An 18,873-nucleotide genomic window follows, 5' to 3' on the forward strand; every position below is an offset into this window, starting at 1 on the left:
TAAAAATAGCGTAAAAAGATAATCTATAAGTTATTTGGTGCTATCTTAATAGTTGAAAAATTGATTTGTTACAATAGTTAGAAAAATACCCTATAAACCCTTTTGTAAGCGGTATCATGATATTCTTTGCTTATAAAAAGATGGGAGCTGTTGAAAAATGACAGGGATAGTGAAAAAGGGTATCATTAAAATGATAGTTGCGACAGTAATTTTTAGTGGTATTAGTTTTGTTAGTTTTACCGCACAACCGCAAGAAGCGAAAGCATTAATTTGGATTAAACCATCAAAACAGTGTTCGGTGTCAATGCAGTATGATATTCCAACTAGCTTGCTTGATAAAAATGGGAATGTACAATTAGGTAAGTTTAATCAAAAAGTTAAAGGGAAATCAGCATGGAAAGACCCAAAGACAGGTTATACGAAAGAAAAAGATACAGCTGGCCATGGCGGGAAAAAATGGAAAATCAAGGATAAAAAAGGAAAAAGGAAGGCTTCGACTGATGGAAATGGAAAAATTTTATCAAAATAGCTACTCATTTTTAATAGAAGAAAAGCTTGTTGGTCCAAAAGAAAATAGAATTTTTGAGGAAGATTTTCTATTAGAAAATTATTCGGAAATAGATTGGGCTGTTTCACCAAAATTTATTGATATTTTGCCTAAACAAATGGGGAGTGAAATATATTTTTGGGAATTTGAATATGAGGTAGAATCTGAGAATGGAGTGTGGACTCAAAACTTTCTTTCATACATGCCTAAATTTGAAAAAGTACTCCTCATGTTAGTAGCTTATGCGGAAGAAGTATTTGTTAATTCTGCTTATTTTGATACAGAGATTTTCAAGTTAGAGCAATCCAAATCGAGTTTTGATAAAGTTAAAGTGAGTATTCAGGAGAGTTTGCAGGGAAATGTAAATACGATTCTTTCTTTTCCAAAAGAAAAAATGTTGATATGTATTCATTCATTGTTTGTGCACGTGATTAGCCGAAATGAGGATTTCCTATCTTTCGTGCAGAGGATTGCTACTGTAGAAGGTATATATTTTCATTCATAATTAATAAGAAACTTCGATTATTGTAAATCGGAGTTTTTTTATTTGGAAAATATAACAAAAAAAGCCCATCTACCAGATGAGCTGAAAAAAGGGAGTATAAGATTCACAATTACAAAAAAAGGGGAAAAAGTAATTGTGGTTGAAATCTATTACTAATATAACGTCAAAAGATGAGAAGATACCAGTAAAGACATAAGAAAACCCTAAAAAAGCGAAAGAAGCGATTAAATTGTTAAAAATTAAACGAATTTATGAAGAACCCAGTAAAGAAGACGGAAAGCGTATTTTAGTTGATCGGCTGTGGCCGCGTGGGGTTTCAAAAGAAAAGGCGAATCTCGATGACTGGCCAAAGGAAATTGCCCCCACAAATGAACTTCGAAAAGCTTTTCATCAGGGGAAAATACCGTTTGAAACTTTTACAAAGGCTTATCTGCAAGAGCTTGCTCAAAATCCGCAGGCTGAAAACTTTCGATTCCATATCGAAAAGGCTTTATCCGCTGGGAATGTGACGCTTCTTTATGGCGCCAAAGATCCTGTGCATAACCAAGCTGCGATTCTTCAAGTGTGGTTAAAAAATACCAACAATTGACAATGATAATCATTATCAATATAATGGTGCTAAAGCGCAAGCAATTATATTGGGGGTAGTGCGAATGATTATTGTGACGAACACGATCAAGGTAGAAAAAGGATATGCAGCACATGTGATTAAGCAATTTGCTGGTCATGCAGGCGATGGGGCACCGACTCGACAAATTGCTGATGTAGATGGATTTCTAGGGTTTGAGCTTTGGCAGACACATTTACCAGAGGCGGATTATGAAGAAGTTGTCGTAACGAGCAAATGGGTCAGTGAGGCCGCGCAAAAAGCATGGGTTAAAAGCGACTCTTTCAAGCAAGCACATGGTCGAACGAAAGACAGCCGTGACCAGCAGCGTGACCGCAAAGGAATCCTAAGCAGCACTATTACACAATATGAAGTTGTCCATATGCAGGCGCCTGCTGAAAAGGGGGATATCCTGCATGAAAATACCCATTGAGCATCCCGTCTTAAAACGCCGCTCGGTTAAGAAAATCAGTAGCGAGCCGCTCGACAAAAAGGTTGTGATGGAATTGCTGGAAGCAGCTGGATCAGCTCCTTTTCACAGTAAAGTAGAGCCGTGGCATGTCTATACGATCGAAACGGATGCCCAAAAGAATCGCTATTTCCAAGCAGTAGTCGAAGGGTTTGCAGCCAAGGCGGATGCACCGCTTACCGAAGCGAAAAAAGCAGACCTGGCCACCAGTCAGCAAAAGAAAGTAGGCGAGAGTCCGCTTATTTTAATCGTCACCTCTACGATAACGGGGGATGAAAAGAAAGATTTTGAAGCCATCTGTGCAGTGAGTGCGTTTATTCAGAACTTCCAGATTCTGGCTTTTGAAAAAGAAATCGGTACATTATGGCGTTCGGGAAAATTTATTTTTGAACAAGCTTTTCAAGAAAAATTGGGCATTCCGGCGGATGAAAAAGTCATGGGGGTTTTTGCCTTAACGCGCGTGACAGAGCTTCCAGCGGCCAAATCGCGTCGGTCTGCCAGCGAATGGATCAAAGAAATCTAAGGCAGTTTGAAAAAATGAGCCAAGAGCGTTACAATAGGAAATGTGAAAGAGTGGAGGTGCAAGAAATGGCTGTACCAGCAAGACGTACGTCAAAAGCGAAGAAAAACAAGCGTCGGACGCATAAAGGTCTCTCTGTCCCAGGCTTGCAGTTTGATAAAGAAACTGGAGAATACCGCATGAGTCACCGGATTTCGCCTGATGGCACATATGGCGGCAAACAAATTATTTAAATAATGTTGATACCCGTAACCAAATTTGGCTGCGGGTTTTTTGAAGGCCACTTTGGGGTAATACATAAGGATGATTGTGTAAGAATGAACAAAGAGGTGGAACAATGGAAGCTTGGAGTTTAGCAATTTTACTTTTCTTTATCTATGCAGTGATGGGCTGGCTTTGGGAAACGGTCTACTGCTCTTTGAAGGCACGGAAGTATGTTTACCGCGGCTTTTTATTTGGACCATATTGCCCAATCTACGGCTTTGGTGTCGTGATGGTGCTCTACTTGATGGATCCCTTGAAAGAACATATCATTTGGCTGTTTTTATTATCGGCTGTGCTGGTCTCCATTTTGGAATATCTGACAAGCTACTTTCTGGAAAAATTTTTCCATGCGACTTGGTGGGACTACCATGATGTGCCTCTCAATATCGGCGGTCGGATCGCAGTGCCAGTTTCGCTATTTTGGGGATTTGGCTGTACGCTGATCGTCAAAGTGATCAATCCAGAGGTGGAAGAGTTTGCCAACTGGCTTTACGGACAATTCGGTTTTTATTTACCAGCAATCATCACTATACTTATGCTGATAGATACGGTAAAATCAGTTACAAGCATGGTCGGCTTCCAAAAAGCAATCGGCGAATTTCGTGTTAAGATGGAGCATCAGGCAGAAGAATTGCGCTCTACACTTGAAAAACGAACCGCTGAATTTGAGGCCGACTTTCAAAAAGGAAAGCATCTGCACGAAAAAGAAAATTGGAAGCTGGCTCACGGGATGCGACCGCTTCGATTCTCTGAACGCCGAATGTTGAAGGCTTTTCCAAATATGAAATTGAAACAGATGCCGCATTTTGAAAATTTACGTTCTACTTTGCTTAAACTTGATGATAAAAAAAGAAAAGAGGAAAAAGAATGACCGACCATTTTGTAAAAGCGGAAGATGCACTTAAAAATTACGACGCCTCCGTATTTCGGACGCCAGATGGCTATACGAGTGACATTTTATTATTCACAGTGAAAAATGAAGCGGATCGTCCCAAGCTACATGTCCTACTGATCGAGCGTGCCAAAACCAACGCGGAAGGCAAGCCGAATATGGAAGGCGGCAAGTGGGCAATTCCCGGCGGGTTCGTGGATGAGCATGAGGATGCCCATACTGCTGGTGTTCGCGAACTGGAAGAAGAAACCGGTTTGACGGATATTCCCCTGACGGCTTTTGGCGTTTATGATAAACCAGGCCGAGATCCGCGCGGTTGGATCATTTCCCGTGCCCATTATGCTTTTGTGCCACTTGCAGCACTGGAAAAAAGAGCGGCTGGGGATGATGCCCAGAATGTCGCCCTTTTCCCAATTGAAAAAGCCCTAGAATTGCCGCTTGCATTTGATCATAAGGATATATTGACGGATGCCTTTGAAAGTATCACAAAGGAGCTACTTTTAACCACAAAAGTCAGTGATTTTCTGCCGGAAGTCTTTTCTGCCGCTGAGCTTTATGCGGTGCTTGAAGGCTGCACGAAACAGGACACGCTGCCGCCATTTGAGGAATTTTCCTCCTATTTGAATTTACTGCCATTTATTGAGCAGAATGAAGCAGGCGACTATCAATTTATTTCCGAAGCGAAAGCCCATAGCATTTTCTTTTAGCAGCAAAAAGAGACACCGATTTGCAGGAAACTTCTCCGGCAAGTCGGTGTCTGTTTATTTGTGTAAATAGTTCGCTTCACCAAACTGAATGGCGAAATCACGGAATTTTCGTGCGGCGGGCGGAAGATAACGATTTTTTACTGTAGCCAGATAAATAAAGCGATCGTGTTCTGGGCTTTTTAGCGGGAGGACTTTGACATCATAATGCGGCAGAGAGGAAATATTCGGCATGATGGCAATTCCATAATTGACGCTGACGAGTCCTGCCATGGCCGTATCCTCTTCAACGTAGCAGGCAATGTTCGGCGTGACCCCGATTTCAGCAAACAAATCATCAATCAAAGGACGTAATCCGCTGGTATCGGCAAAAAAGACAAATGGATAGTCGGCTGTTTCATATAGGTCAATACTCGATTTTTGGGCGAGTGGATGATTTTTAGCTACGACAATCACCAGTTCTTGCCGTGTGATCGGTGTAAACTGGATTTCCGGCTCGTCTTCCACATGGGAACAGATGGCCAAATCGAACTTTTCGGCTTTTAATTTGGGGATGATCGAATTTGTCGCCCCTTGGAAAAATGAAAAAGTTACCTCCTGATTACCTGGCTGGGAAGTGAATTCCTGGACAAGTTCGGGTACAAAATGGGCACCCATCGTGTAAATAAAGCCCAAATCAATTTTCCCCTTGGATGGACTGGTGAGCTCCTGCAAAAGACGCTCGCCTTTTTCCAGTTCATCCAGCGACTTTTCCACATAGGCAAGGAAAAAGCGACCGTATTTGGTCAATCGGATATTTCGTCCCTGTTTCTCAAACAAATAAGTGCCCAGTTCTTTTTCCAGTTCTGAAATCGCGTGGCTGAGTGACGGCTGAGTAATCGAGAGTTCGGCAGCAGCTTCTGTATAGTGCTCTTTTTCAGCCAGCTTTCGAAAATAATATAACTGACGCAGATTCACATCCAGTCCTCCTGTTCAAGGTTTTCTTTCCTTTAGTGTACGTTATTTTATAGAAAAAATCTATCAATAATGATGAAAATATGTATTAGATTAATAGATTGGCGAGCGATATAATGAACATGTAAATGAATTTGTGCATAATTGAACGTGAAGATTTTAACAAAATTGAATACGGGACCTTATTCTACAGGAGGAAGATTTTGAATGACTGATTACCCGAATATTTTTAAACCATTAACAGTGAAACGCACAACCTTTAAAAACAGAATCGTGATGCCGCCAATGGGAACCAACTTGGCCAGTATGAACGGTGAATTCCCGGAAGAACATATTAAATATTATGAACAGCGCGCAAAAGGCGGCACTGGGATGATTACAATCGAAAACGTTTGCATCGATTTTCCTTATGGAACGAACGGAACGACACAGCTGCGGATTGACAATGATCAGTATATTCCAGGCTTTGTAAAAGCAACGGAACGGCTGCATCGGTATGGTGCCATGGTATCCGTACAGATCAACCATGCGGGGGCTTCGGCATATCCGGGTCGCTTAGGTGGTTTGCAGCCAGTATCGGCATCTGATATTCCGTCTAAACCGGGCGGCATCGTACCGCGTCCACTTACGAAAGATGAAATCTATGACATTATTGAAAAATACGGAGAAGCTGCGAGACGTGTACAGCAAGCGGGTTTTGACGCGGTGGAAATCCACGCTGGTCACTCTTACCTATTGTGCCAGTTCTTGTCGCCGCTTTATAATAAACGGACGGACGAATTTGGCGGCAATGCCGAAAATCGGGCACGGATTGTCAAACTGGTCATCGAAAAGGTCCGGGCGACAGTGGGGCCATTTTTCCCCATCATCCTGCGTTTCAGTGCAGATGAATTTATCGACGGGGGCAACCATCTAGAAGACATTCTGGAAATTCTAGAATATTGCCAAGAAGAAGCGGACATTCTGAACGTTTCAGCGGCAGTCAACAACAATCTGTATTTGCAGATCGACCAAATGAACCTTGAGGACGGCTGGCGGAGCTATCTTTCCAAAGCAGTTCGCGACAAATTTGGCAAACCGACCATCACAAGCGGCAATATTCGTGATCCACGGCGTGCGGAAGAAATTCTGGCAAATGGCGAAGCGGACTTTCTGGCGATGGGGCGCGGCCTGATTGCTGAACCAAATTGGGTCAACAAAGTGGCGGCTGGACAGGAACACATGCTGAGAAAATGTATTTCCTGCAATATTGGCTGTGCGGACCACCGGATTGCGAAATCGAAGCCGATTCGTTGTACGGTAAATCCGGATATAATCGATGAAGATGCTTATAAGAAAAAACAAGTCAACCGCCCGACAAATGTTGTAGTCATCGGTGGCGGAACGGCTGGGCTTGAGGCAGCTTGTACGGCGGCAGAAGTCGGTTGTGATACCTTCTTGTTTGAAGAAAAAGAGTATCTAGGCGGCCTGTCCAGAGAAATTTCCAAACTGCCGGATAAACGTCGGATCGCTGATTTGCCAACGTATCTGGAAAATCGGGCCAAATCGCTCCACAATCTGAAAATCTTTACTGGCACCAAAGCAGATACTGCTTTCATTCATAAATATAACCCAGATGTCGTGATTAACGCGACAGGCTCCAAACCATTACTTCCACCAATTAAAGGTTTGCATGAGTACATTGACCAAGAAAATGGATCTGTTCACTCTATTTTCGGTTTAATCTCAAAAATTGATCAGTTCACAGATTTTGCAGATAAACGAATTGTGGTTATCGGCGGCGGTGCAGTTGGACTTGATGTAGTGGAATTCTTTGCAGAACGGGGAGCAAAAGTGACGATCGTCGAAATGCTGCCAGTTCTTGGAAAAGACCTTGATCATATTACAAAACTTTCCATGAATGATACACTGAAAAAGTACCAAGTTGAGCAACGGACAAGCACGGCACTGACAGAAGTTTGTGCAGACCACTTTAAAGTGAAGGCGGACGGCGAAGAAATCCAGCTTCCGTTTGACCATGGTTTTGTCTGCCTCGGCATGCGTCCAGAAAATCCTGGGCTTAGCGAGCTGCTTGATTATGGGCAGGAGCATCATGTGGAAGTTGTCAACATTGGCGACAGCAAACAAGCAAGAAAGATTCTAGAAGGTATGCGTGAAGGCCGCGATATTCTGTATACATTAGAAAAAATCGGCGCACGCTCGTAAAAAAGGTTGGGAAAGGGCTCTGGCTCTTTTCCAATTTCCTTTAGGCAAGCGGAAGAAAACGTCTGTAAAAATAAGTTCGTTTATTCACAAAGTTTTCTTCTTTAAATATTCTCCAATTGAAAGGAAAGATGAAAAAATGGCAGAACGTATTACAGGACACACACTATTAATCAGTTTACTCGCAACACCAATCCGTCACAGCTTATCTCCAACAATGCACAATGAAGCTTTCGCAAAACTTGGCTTGGACTATGCTTACTTAGCATTTGAAGTGGGCAATGATGAACTTGAGGATGCTGTCAAAGGGATCCGAGCAATGGGCATCCGCGGCTCCAACGTATCCATGCCGAATAAACAAGCGATTATTCCTTACCTGGATGAACTTTCCCCAGCTGCAAAATTAGCAGGTGCAGTCAATACGGTTGTCAACAAAGATGGCAAGGGTCATCTTGTAGGTCATGTGACAGACGGAACTGGCGCAATGCGTTCTCTTCGCGAAGAAGGCGTGGAAGTAAAAGGACAAAAAGTAACCATGACAGGTGCTGGCGGTGCCGGAACAGCGATTGCGATCCAAGCGGCTCTTGACGGCGTGAAAGAATTATCCATTTTCAATCGTCAGGATGAATGTTTTGAAAATGCGGTTGAAAATGCACGTAAAATTAATGAACATACAGATTGTAAAGCGACTGTCTATGATTTGGCAGATCAGGAAGCATTCAAGCGTGAAATTGCAGCAAGCAGCATCTATATTGATGCAACAGGCGTTGGTATGAAGCCGCTTGAAGATGAAAGTCTAATCAATGATCCAGAAATCATCCGTCCTGACTTGGTCGTTTTTGATGTCGTGTATATGCCGAAAGAAACCAAGCTGCTTAAATTTGCCAAAGAACATGGGGCTAAAAAAGCCATTAACGGTCTTGGCATGATGCTTTATCAAGGCGCTGAAGCATTCGAACTTTTCACAGGGGAAGAAATGCCTGTCGATTATATCAAAGAAATCTTATTCTAAAATGTGATACAATCAATCCACAAGGACTAAAGGAGAATTCAAATGAGTACTGTTACAGTTAAAAATGTGACAATTGGCGAAGGCGCACCGAAAATCTGCGTACCGATTGTTGGAAAAACCATTGCTGCTCTTCAAGAGGAAGCGACTTTTCTTAAAAATATTGAATTAGATATCGTTGAATGGCGTGTGGACTTTTTTGAAGGAGTCGAAGATATTGCCGCTGTCAAAGAAGCACTTCAAGCACTTCGCGAGGTTTTGCCTGATACACCGCTACTCTTTACATTCCGCAGCAAAAAAGAAGGCGGCGAAAAAGCGGTATCAGATGAATATTACTTTGAACTGAATCGTGAACTGGCACAAACGGGTCAAATCGATTTAGTCGATGTGGAGCTGTTCAATGAAGCATCCGATGTGAAAAGTTTGATCGAAGCGGCTCACGTGGCAGGTGTGAAAGTGATCATCAGCAACCACGATTTCGATAAGACACCAGCGAAGGAAGAAATTATCAGCCGTCTGCGTAAAATGCAGGAACTCGGCGCGGATATTCCTAAAATCGCGGTTATGCCGCAATCTTCTGCAGATGTACTGGTTCTTTTGGACGCAACGAACACCATGAAAGAACAATATGCAGACCGTCCAATTATCACCATGTCGATGGCGGGTGTGGGTGTAATCAGCCGTTTAGCAGGTCAAGTGTTTGGATCAGCTGTGACATTTGGTGCCGCTAAAAAAGCTTCAGCACCGGGTCAGATTGATGTGGCTGAATTGAAACACGTACTAAACCTCCTTGACAGCCAATTTTAAGAAATAGCTGACCGGAAATTATGACAATTTTGTGAGTATGGTTGCCCGTACGCATGAATTATGGTAAGATTAGTTTTAGGTCAAAATGGACGGTTTTAGGAGGAAAGAACAATGAACACAGTATTAACAGTACTACTTATCATTGTATCAGTACTGCTTGTGATAGTAATTATTCTTCAACCTGGTAAAAGTAACGGCTTGTCCGGTGCGATTTCCGGTGGAGCGGAACAATTATTCGGCAAACAAAAAGCAAGAGGGCTGGAATTGATTTTGCATCGTGCAACAATCGTTCTATCCATCATCTTCTTTGCGATACTGATTGCACTTGGATTCTTTATTTGAGGATTGAATCTTTCCAAAAGTTGAGACATTTTTGTCTCAACTTTTTTTAGTTACAAAACTATTTTTAATATTTGAGATTCCGCATGAATTCACGTAAACTATAGAATGGAACGAATTTTTAAGGGGAGCGTTTTATGATGAAAATTACACCGCCAAAACCGTTTTTATTTGAAACAGGCAAGCGAGCGGTTTTACTCCTTCACGGATTTACTGGAAGTTCTGCTGACGTGCGGATGCTCGGGCATTTTTTGCAGGATCACGACTACACTTGCTATGCGCCGCAATATAAAGGACATGGCGTCTCGCCGGACCTCTTGCTTCAAACCGGTCCAGCTGATTGGTGGCAGGACGTGCTGGATGCCTATGATCATTTGCAGGAGCTCGGCTATCAGGAAATCGCTGTTGCAGGGCTTTCACTCGGCGGCTTATTTTCACTCAAACTAGGTTTCACAAGACCTGTAGTGGGAATAGTTTCCATGAGCACGCCGACTAAAATGGACAGTTCTTCGCCCATTATTGCTGGCTATCTGGACTATGTGCGCAATTATAAGAAGCTGGAAGGCAAGACGGCTTCCCAGATTGAATATGAAATGGCGGAATACGAGACAAAATCAATGAGTCAGATCGCCAAGCTGAAAGATGAAATCAATGCCGTCGCGGGCGAGGTGGACATGCTGTACGCACCGATTTTTATCGCACAGGGGAAACTGGACGATATGGTGGATCCGCTGGGGGCTGAATGGATTTATGAGACGGTCGAATCGCCGGACAAGGAGCTAAAGTGGTATGAAAACTCCGGCCATGTGATTACGATCGACAAGGAACGGAAAACATTACAGGATGATATTTTGGCCTTTCTAAATCACTTGGATTGGCATGAATAGGGTATATATTTTTTAACAGAAAAGAGAAAGGAGGGAGAATTTTGGACCAACAACGGATAGAAGAAAAGATTCTTGTAGTTTTACAGGAAGCAAAAGATCAGACGTTTTCACTGGACGATTTAGAGAGCAAGATGACACTCGCGGATGCGGATGAATTCAAGCAAATGGTGAAAGCACTGGTTCATCTTGAAGATGCGGGAAAAATCGTGCGGACGAAACGAAATCGTTACGCTCTCCCTGAAAAATTAGATTATGTAAAAGGAACCTTCCGAGCACATGAACGCGGCTTTGGCTTTGTTTTGCCGGAAGAAAAAGAACTGGATGACATTTTTATTCCACCGAACGAGGTCAATGATGCGATGAACGGCGATCTCGTGCTTGCAAGTATCACCAAGCGTAAAGGTGAAAATCTGGCGGAAGGCACCATCAGTCGGATCGTTGAACGCAAGACGACGCAGATCGTCGGAACGTATTTTGAAGACCTGGTGGGCAGTGGCTTTGTTGTCCCGGATGATAAAAAAGTATTTGGCGAGGTGGAGGTTGATCTGGCGGATGGTTTGAAGCCGGTCGACGGACATAAAGTCATTGTGGAGATCACAGCCTATGCACATGGACAAACACGGGCGCGCGGTCTGGTCAAAATGATCATCGGCCATCGCAATGATCCGGGTGTCGATATTTTATCGATTATCCATAAGCACGGCATTTCCATCGCCTTCCCTGATGAGGTCATGAAAGAAGCGGGTGCCGCACCGGATACTGTACGGGAGAGTGATTTGGCAGGTCGCCGTGATTTGCGAAATGAAGTCATCATTACAATCGATGGGGCTGACGCAAAAGACCTAGATGATGCCGTAACGGTGACGAAGATGGAGAACGGTCATTACAAACTGGGTGTCCATATTGCCGATGTCAGCCATTATGTGACAGAGGATTCGGCGCTGAATAAAGAGGCGCTTGACCGCGGGACGAGTGTCTATCTGGTCGACCGGGTGATTCCGATGCTACCGCACAAGCTGTCGAATGGCATCTGCTCGCTGAATCCGCAGGTGGACCGTTTGACGATGAGCTGTGAGATGGAGATTGATGAAACAGGACAGGTCGTAAACCATGAAATTTTTGAAAGTGTGATAAAAACGACCGAACGCATGACTTACAGTGACGTCAATGCAATTCTGGTGGAAAAGGACGAAGCGCTGCGGGAAAAATATGCGCATATCGTGCCAATGCTAGAGGACATGGAAAAACTGTCGCACATTTTACGGCGGAAACGTGAACTGCGCGGGGCAATCGATTTTGATGCCAAGGAAGCAAGAGTGGTCGTCGATAGTGAAGGTCGCCCGGCGGAAGTGGTACTTCGGAAGCGTTCAGAAGGCGAGCGGCTGATCGAAGAATTTATGCTGGCGGCCAATGAAACCGTGGCAGAGCATTTCCACTGGATGGATGTGCCGTTCATTTACCGTATCCATGAAGATCCAAAAGAGGACAAGCTGGCTCGCTTTTTCGAGTTTATCACGAATTTTGGGCTTGTTGTGAAGGGCAGCAGTGGGAATATCCACCCGGCAGCGCTTCAACAAGTGCTGGATGAAGTAAAAGGCAAACCGGAAGAGATGGTCATTTCAACCGTCATGCTACGCTCAATGCAGCAGGCTAAATACGATACAGTCAGTGCCGGCCACTTTGGACTGGCAACAGATTTCTACACACATTTCACCTCGCCGATTCGTCGTTATCCCGACCTGATTGTGCACCGTCTGATTCGCCAGTATTTGATCAGCGGAGACGTCAGCGCGGAAACGATTGCGAAACGGGCAGAAGAATTGCCAAACATTGCTGAGCACGCTTCAAAAATGGAGCGCCGGGCAGTCGAGGCGGAACGTGAAACGGATGAACTCAAGAAGACCGAATTCATGGTGGACAAAGTTGGCGAGCGCTTTAAAGGCATCATCAGCTCTGTGACCAATTTTGGCCTCTTTATCGAGCTGCCGAACACGATTGAAGGACTCGTTCATGTCAGCGCAATGAAGGGCGACTACTACCAGTTCCACCAAAATCTGCTGGCCATGATTGGCGAGCGGACGGGCCAAATTTACCGAATTGGTGATGAAGTGGACGTAGAAGTGACCAAAGTCGATGTCGATGCACGGGAAATTGATTTCATGCTGCTGAGTGCGGGCAAAGAAGGCGCCGCTCTAAAACGCCAGAAGCAGAAACCGATTGACAAAACAAGAGGCTATAAAGGCGGGGAAAGAAAACGCCAGGGAGGCCGCCGTTCTAAGAATGAGGGCAGTCATAAGCGAACGGACTCGCCAGATGACGAGTGGTCCACTAAGCCGAAGAAGAAGAAAAAACGGGCCTTTTACGACAATGTGGCTAAAAAAGGTCAGCCAAAAAACAAAAAGAAAAAACGCCGTTAGAAAGGACTGAAGCCGGATGCCAAAAGGTGAAGGCAAACTCATTGCTCAAAATAAGAAAGCGCGTCATGATTTTGCAATTGAAGATACGTATGAGGCGGGAATTGTTTTACAAGGTACAGAGATTAAGTCTGTCCGTAATGCCCGCGTCAATCTGAAGGATGCCTATGCGCGAATTGAAAAGGGCGAGGTCATGCTGCATAATATGCATATCAGTCCTTACGAGCAAGGCAATCGTTTCAACCACGATCCCTTAAGAACGCGCAAGTTGCTGCTCCATCGCAAGCAGATCAACAAGCTAATCGGTGAAACGAAAGAAGCTGGTTATTCCCTTGTGCCACTCAAGATGTATATCAAGGATGGCTATGCAAAAGTTCTCATCGGACTTGCAAAAGGGAAGAAAAAATACGATAAACGCGAAGACTTGAAGCGCAAGGAAGCGAAGCGCGATATCGAGCGGGCATTTAAGGAACGGCAACGTTAATGATATCAAAAAGCTGGTAGTTATGAGCTCGCCTCTAAAAGTTGGATTTTCAGATCTGATTTTTGGTGGTGTTACGTTCACGCTGCCAGCTTTTTTATTTTGTTCAAATATGATGTATCTTAAAAAGAGCTCCTTTAAAATGATATTTTATAAAAAATGAAGCGACACAAAGAGTGCAGGTAGATACAAGTAGTTTGCCAGCAGGGAATTATATTGTTGAAGTCATGTTTAACGTAAATAGGGATCTTGATGGAAGGGAGACTGACTACAGTATTCCGCTTGTCATCGAGTAAGAGAATATTTTGAGCCTCATGAAGCTATTAAGTTTGTGAGGCTTTTTTGATAGTAAAAATAAATAACAATAGTGATAGTCAAGGAAGTTAATATTAAAAGATAAAGGTATAAATAATCGAAAGTTACTATAATTAAATAATGTGATAGATAAACCATTTGAAACAGGTCAGAATTAAAAAATATTGAAAGCGCTTGCTAATAGTGGGATATCCCCGTAAAATAAGCTTAGACATAAACTAATCGGGGTGAGCCAAGTGGCAAAAACAGCAGGGGAAACATTGAAGTTTATTCGAGAAAGTAAAAATTTGACGCAGCAATCTGTAAGTGAAGGAATTCTTAGTCGTTCTAATTATCAAAAAGCGGAGCATGGTGAAGTGATGCCGAGTTTTGATCGTTTTGCAGCCATTGTTTCTAAGCTAAATATTACTTTTGATGAGTTTATTTTTGTTAGAAATGACTATAAGCCGACTGAAAAACAAATGCTGCTCTATCAATATGCAGAATTTCGCACGTCATCGCAGGAGAATAAAATTGAGAAATTGATTTCCGAATGTGACGAGTACTTGAGTAAAAAAGCTGACCAGCTCATCTTTGATATACGCGCCTGCCTAGAAGGAATTTTATTAGCAGAAAAAGAGCATGATTTTTCACATGCGCGTTTAAAAGTCCATTATATTTGGGAACGGCTTTCTAAGAGTGAGCAGCTTTATTGGAATGATATCTTACTTTTACGCAATATTATTTTTATTTTTGAATTAGAAAGTGCCATCCATATTACGAAGCAACTTCTTAAACAGTTGGAGCGTTATAAGTATTTGTATGATACAAAAAATATGGCTGTTTCTTTGCGTATTAACATGGGGACGATTTGTTTGATGAATGATCGCTATGATTTGGCACTGCCTTATTTTGAAGAGGCCATCCCACTTGCCCGAAAAGCGCGGCTCTATTTTTCCTATTGCATGGTTTTGCTGAAAAAAGGAATTACACTTCAATTGATGAATAATGGACAAAATGATGGCATAGATTTTATTCAAAAAGCGCTGAATATTAGTCAGGCTCTTGGGGATCAGGAATTGTATGAGAGTCTGGAGAAAGAATTGGCGCACTATGAAATGACGTTTCATTGCTAAGTTGTAATGTTCAAAAATGAGGCTTTTTTCGCTAAGAGAAGAAAAATCCTGTACACTCAGTTTGTACGAATCACACCCTTGCTAAAATTTCTTTATTCGAACTCCCACATTTATCATACGATTTAAGAGATTTTAGTATTCACCAGTAGCGATACTGGTGTTTTTTTATGGCATATTTGTGCTGAATTGGCTCTGTTTATTGTCTGGACGGCTAAAAATAATGTTCATATTTGATGCATATTAAGAAATATTTCCTAAGTTTGCTAAGCTGACAGTATAAAAAGTAAGGAGGGGAGAGAAAATGTTAGCAACGATCTTAGAAAGTATCAACTGGTTGTTTTAAGCTTGTTTAACATGGAATTTTCTCTGTAACACACAGTGCTGTGAATCGCAATGAATACTGCCGAATCGCAGCATATTTTTGTATTGGGCGGGAAACCGTTTTAATACTCCGCTGATCAAAGGATGTTTGGTTGGTAATAAAATTTAGGGAGTGTGATGTTCATGAGAGATAAAAAAGGGAGAAAGCGGTGGATTAAAAGGATTAGTGCAGTTTTGGTGGCATTGCTACTAACGAATCTTTTTGCTTCGACCGCGTTTGCACTGGATGGGGTCTATCATAATCCATATGGAGACGACGATTTATATACAGTTCAACCTACAGAGAGAAGTCCACGTGATCCAAAAGCAGGTGAAGACGTCATTCTCAACATTACGACATGGCCGATTGAATCGGGTCAAAGTGTCTGGGTGGAATGGACGAAAAATGATGAGGCGCAACCTGATGTAGGAGCTGCGTACAATTACAATTCCGGTAATAATACTTACTGGGATGCCAATATAGGTAGCTTTAAAAAAGGGGACAAAATTACTTATACGATTAAGGCAAATGTAAATGGCGGCAATGAAGTTTCTAGTGGTCCTTATACATTCTATGTGACTGACTGGGAATATGTGCAGGATGTAACAAGTGTAGAAGATCAAGGGGATAAGATTGCACTCAATATGTCGGCAACGGCAGGTACTTTTTCGCCAAAACTCTATCTTTCTTTTAAAGAGAGTGATGTGCTCCGTACAGAATTATCGCCTACTGGTAATGAGACAGGACATGGCGGTATTTCAGGCTATACGCTGAATGATACGGCAGATCACACCACGATCACGACAGATAAATTGCGAGTGGAAATTGATAAACAACCGTACCGGATGGAAGTTTACAAGGCGGACGGAACAAAACTGACGGAGGAATATACGACGGCCAATTCACTGGGCTGGCTGACAGATGGCAAAAATGTCATCAATCAGTTCCAAAATAGCTATGCAACACCGCTCGATGAGGCATTCTATGGCTTTGGTGAACGGTACGATTCGCTCAATCAGCGCGGCTATGATGTTGAAACGTATGTCTATAATGAGTATCAGGATCAGGCGCAAACACAGCGGACGTACTTGGCGGTGCCATTCTTTGTCAGCGATAATCACTACGGCATGTACGTCGATTCTGACTTCCACTCGCAGTTCCAGATGGCGACAAAAGTGGAGGATAAGTATACCTTCGTGCTGGACAATGACGGTGATATGAATCAGATGCTCGACTATTACATTATCGGTGGCGATGATCAAAACGAAATTGTCGATCACTATACGGATATTACCGGGAAAACGGAGCTGCTTCCAAAATGGGCATTTGGTCTTTGGATGTCGGCCAATGAATGGAATCAGGATGCGGATGTCCAAAATGCCTTGGCAAATGCCAAAGCAAACGACATTCCGGCAACTGGTTTTGTGCTGGAGCAATGGAGCGATGAGGAGACCTATTACATCTGGAATGATGCGACTTATACGCCTAAAGTAAATGGCGAACCGTTTTCTTATAGTGATTTCACGTTTAATGGTCGCTGGAAGGATCCAAAAGGGATGGTTCAGGATGTCCATGATGCAGGAATGAATATCGTGCTGTGGCAGGTGCCGGTTCTGAAAGATGACGGGACGACCTATGAACAGCGCGACAATGATGAAGCCTACATGATTGCGCAGGGCTACTGTGCGGATGACGGGACAGGGGCGCCATACCGGGTGCCGGCGTCGCAGTGGTTCGGAAATGGCATTCTGCTAGACTTTACCAATCAGGAGGCAGTTGACTGGTGGACGTCGCAGCGGGAATACCTGGTGTCAGAAGTGGGCATTGATGGGTTCAAGACGGACGGCGGCGAAATGGTCTGGGGGCACGATACGACTTTTGCCAATGGAGAAACCGGGCAGTCGATGCGGAACCGCTATCCAAGTGACTATGTTTCCAGCTATTTCAACTTTGCGCGTGACTTAAATCCGAATGCGGTCAGCTTTAGCCGTTCTGGAACTTCCGGCGCTCAGACATCAGGCATTTACTGGTCTGGTGATCAGCCGTCCACATTTGACTCGTTCCAGGCGTCCATGAAAGCAGGCTTGTCGGCCGCTTCATCAGGTGTTTCTTACTGGGCATGGGATATGGCCGGCTTTACAGGTGATTATCCAACAGCCGAGCTTTATAAACGGGCGACTGAAATGGCTGCCTTTTGTCCAATCATGCAATTTCACTCGGAGAAATCCGATCCAACGCCAAGTGAAGAACGGTCTCCTTGGAATGCCGTTGCGCGTACTGGCGACGAAAGCATTATGCCGACTTTCCAAAAATATTTCTACTCGCGGATGAATTTGCTGCCGTATATTTATACTTCGGCTAAGGAAACTGCTGATAATGGGAAGTCGATGATGCGGCCAATGGCAATGGATTATCCGGACGATGTTGATACAAAAGGGCTGGATGAGCAGTATATGTTTGGTGACAACCTGCTTGTAGCACCGGTTATGGAATCTGGACAGACGACGAAAGAAATCTATCTGCCAGAAGGTGAATGGATCGATCTTTGGAACGGCGGGATTCATACTGGCGGAGAAACGATCAACTATTATGCAGATGTGGATACGCTGCCAGTCTTTGTAAAAGCAGGAGCAATCGTGCCGATGAATTTGACGGACGGCTATGAGCTTGGTCAAAATGTGGGCAATGATTTGGAAGCTTATGACAACTTTACGTATCGGATCTATCCATCTGGTGACAGCTCTTACAGTTACTATGATGATGTAAATGACGGCAACATGCTGGATATTCGTGTAGCGGAGGACTTTGCGAATGAAAAAGTAACGGTGAATGTACCTGCAATGGCCAATGATGTGACACTTCAAGTCTTTGGTACGGAACCGAGTGACGTGACAGTTGGCGGGACAGCACTGACAGCTTGTGCTACACTGGCTGATTTCAATGCTGCTAGTTCAGGCTATTACTACAACGCGGAGCAAAATTTGACCTATGTGAAAGTACCGCAGGCTTCAACGGGCGGTGAAGTACTTCTTACAGGCATTCATCATGCGCCATATGAGGCTGAATTCGGCCACTTGACGAATGTTGGAACAGCAAGTGATCATGCGGGATATACGGGGACTGGCTTTGTAGCTGGACTTGATCAAACTAATCAGGCGGTTGAGCTGGATATCCAACCGGAAAATGGTGCTGGTAATTATACGATGGAAGTGCGTTACAGTGCGGGTGTGGAAGATGCGACGCGGACGGTTTATGTTAATGGCGCTAAGCAGACGATCAATTTGCCAAAAACAGCTGACTGGGATACTTGGGCAACTGTCGAGGTACCAATTACCCTGCATGACGGAAACAATCAAGTCGTTTTCACATTCGGCGATACAGATACGGCAGGCATCAATTTTGACCATGTCGTAGTGAAATAAGCGTGAGGATAGGGGGAGTCGTCTCTTCCTATTCTCTCGTATGGGGAGAATAAGATACT

The 18,873-nt window shown here is 43.6% G+C and carries 18 protein-coding genes; 17 read left to right on the forward strand and 1 reads right to left on the reverse strand.

All coding sequences use genetic code 11. The annotated features are described in order from the left end of the window. Nucleotides 1-157: 157 nt before the first annotated feature. The 8 genes from CS921_RS12880 (at nt 158) to CS921_RS12915 (ending at nt 4,511) form a co-directional block, all read left to right on the forward strand. A complete protein-coding gene (locus CS921_RS12880) occupies nt 158-529 on the forward strand; it encodes a hypothetical protein (RefSeq protein ID WP_205527784.1) in 372 nt (123 codons plus the stop codon). Further along, on the forward strand, nt 501-1,052 hold the full coding sequence (locus CS921_RS12885) for a hypothetical protein (RefSeq protein WP_099224547.1): 552 nt from the start codon (nt 501-503) through the stop codon (nt 1,050-1,052). Before CS921_RS12880 ends, CS921_RS12885 begins: the two co-directional genes overlap by 29 nt. Nucleotides 1,053-1,281: 229 nt before the next feature. Further along, nucleotides 1,282-1,641 carry a DUF488 domain-containing protein gene (locus CS921_RS12890; RefSeq protein WP_205527785.1) on the forward strand — a complete coding sequence of 120 codons (360 nt, stop codon included), beginning with the start codon at nt 1,282-1,284 and terminating at the stop codon, nt 1,639-1,641. Nucleotides 1,642-1,705: 64 nt separating this feature from the next. After that, nucleotides 1,706-2,092 carry a heme oxygenase IsdG gene (gene isdG / locus CS921_RS12895; protein WP_099224550.1) on the forward strand — a complete coding sequence of 129 codons (387 nt, stop codon included), beginning with the start codon at nt 1,706-1,708 and terminating at the stop codon, nt 2,090-2,092. Continuing rightward, the gene (locus tag CS921_RS12900; RefSeq protein ID WP_099224551.1) at nt 2,076-2,651 is read left to right on the forward strand and encodes a nitroreductase family protein; all 576 of its coding nucleotides are present in this window, start codon (nt 2,076-2,078) and stop codon (nt 2,649-2,651) included. Before isdG ends, CS921_RS12900 begins: the two co-directional genes overlap by 17 nt. Nucleotides 2,652-2,716: 65 nt before the next feature. After that, nucleotides 2,717-2,881: a 50S ribosomal protein L32 gene (gene rpmF / locus CS921_RS12905; protein WP_099224552.1), complete on the forward strand. Its 165-nt coding sequence runs from the start codon at nt 2,717-2,719 to the stop codon at nt 2,879-2,881. Between the two features lie 104 nt (nt 2,882-2,985). After that, nucleotides 2,986-3,783, forward strand: a complete 798-nt coding sequence (locus CS921_RS12910) for a putative ABC transporter permease (protein ID WP_099224553.1) — start codon at nt 2,986-2,988, stop codon at nt 3,781-3,783. After that, a complete protein-coding gene (locus tag CS921_RS12915) occupies nt 3,780-4,511 on the forward strand; it encodes an NUDIX domain-containing protein (RefSeq protein ID WP_099224554.1) in 732 nt (243 codons plus the stop codon). Before CS921_RS12910 ends, CS921_RS12915 begins: the two co-directional genes overlap by 4 nt. 54 nt (nt 4,512-4,565) lie before the next feature. Here CS921_RS12915 and CS921_RS12920 read toward each other — a convergent pair whose 3' ends face one another. Then, on the reverse strand, nt 4,566-5,465 hold the full coding sequence (locus CS921_RS12920; protein WP_099224555.1) for a LysR family transcriptional regulator: 900 nt from the start codon (nt 5,463-5,465) through the stop codon (nt 4,566-4,568). A 204-nt stretch (nt 5,466-5,669) separates the two neighbouring features. Here CS921_RS12920 and CS921_RS12925 point away from each other — a divergent pair, with 204 nt between their 5' ends. The 9 genes from CS921_RS12925 to CS921_RS12965 all read left to right on the forward strand — a co-directional run bounded on the left by CS921_RS12925 (nt 5,670) and on the right by CS921_RS12965 (nt 18,814). Beyond that, the gene (locus CS921_RS12925) at nt 5,670-7,667 is read left to right on the forward strand and encodes an NAD(P)/FAD-dependent oxidoreductase (protein WP_099224556.1); all 1,998 of its coding nucleotides are present in this window, start codon (nt 5,670-5,672) and stop codon (nt 7,665-7,667) included. 136 nt (nt 7,668-7,803) lie between these two features. Further along, nucleotides 7,804-8,676 (forward strand): shikimate dehydrogenase, encoded by an 873-nt coding sequence (locus CS921_RS12930; protein WP_099224557.1) that lies wholly within the window; start codon nt 7,804-7,806, stop codon nt 8,674-8,676. A 42-nt stretch (nt 8,677-8,718) separates the two neighbouring features. Then, complete coding sequence (gene aroD / locus CS921_RS12935) at nt 8,719-9,480, forward strand: type I 3-dehydroquinate dehydratase (RefSeq protein ID WP_099224558.1); 762 nt, start codon at nt 8,719-8,721, stop codon at nt 9,478-9,480. A gap of 111 nt (nt 9,481-9,591) precedes the next feature. Beyond that, nucleotides 9,592-9,822, forward strand: a complete 231-nt coding sequence (secG, locus tag CS921_RS12940) for a preprotein translocase subunit SecG (RefSeq protein WP_099224559.1) — start codon at nt 9,592-9,594, stop codon at nt 9,820-9,822. A 137-nt stretch (nt 9,823-9,959) separates the two neighbouring features. Next, nucleotides 9,960-10,706 carry an alpha/beta hydrolase gene (locus CS921_RS12945; protein WP_099224592.1) on the forward strand — a complete coding sequence of 249 codons (747 nt, stop codon included), beginning with the start codon at nt 9,960-9,962 and terminating at the stop codon, nt 10,704-10,706. Between the two features lie 41 nt (nt 10,707-10,747). Beyond that, a complete protein-coding gene (rnr, locus tag CS921_RS12950) occupies nt 10,748-13,123 on the forward strand; it encodes a ribonuclease R (protein WP_099224560.1) in 2,376 nt (791 codons plus the stop codon). Between the two features lie 16 nt (nt 13,124-13,139). Then, nucleotides 13,140-13,604, forward strand: coding sequence for an SsrA-binding protein SmpB (gene smpB / locus CS921_RS12955; protein ID WP_099224561.1), 465 nt, complete (start codon nt 13,140-13,142; stop codon nt 13,602-13,604). Nucleotides 13,605-14,152: 548 nt separating this feature from the next. Then, entirely contained in the window at nt 14,153-15,031 is an 879-nt protein-coding gene (locus CS921_RS12960; protein WP_162921770.1) for a helix-turn-helix domain-containing protein, read from the forward strand. Nucleotides 15,032-15,535: 504 nt separating this feature from the next. Beyond that, a complete protein-coding gene (locus CS921_RS12965) occupies nt 15,536-18,814 on the forward strand; it encodes a TIM-barrel domain-containing protein (RefSeq protein WP_099224565.1) in 3,279 nt (1,092 codons plus the stop codon). The last annotated feature ends 59 nt before the right edge of the window (nt 18,815-18,873 follow it).

Origin of the sequence: Listeria costaricensis, from assembly GCF_900183385.1 — a bacterium.
Taxonomy (GTDB): Bacteria; Bacillota; Bacilli; order Lactobacillales; family Listeriaceae; genus Listeria; species Listeria costaricensis.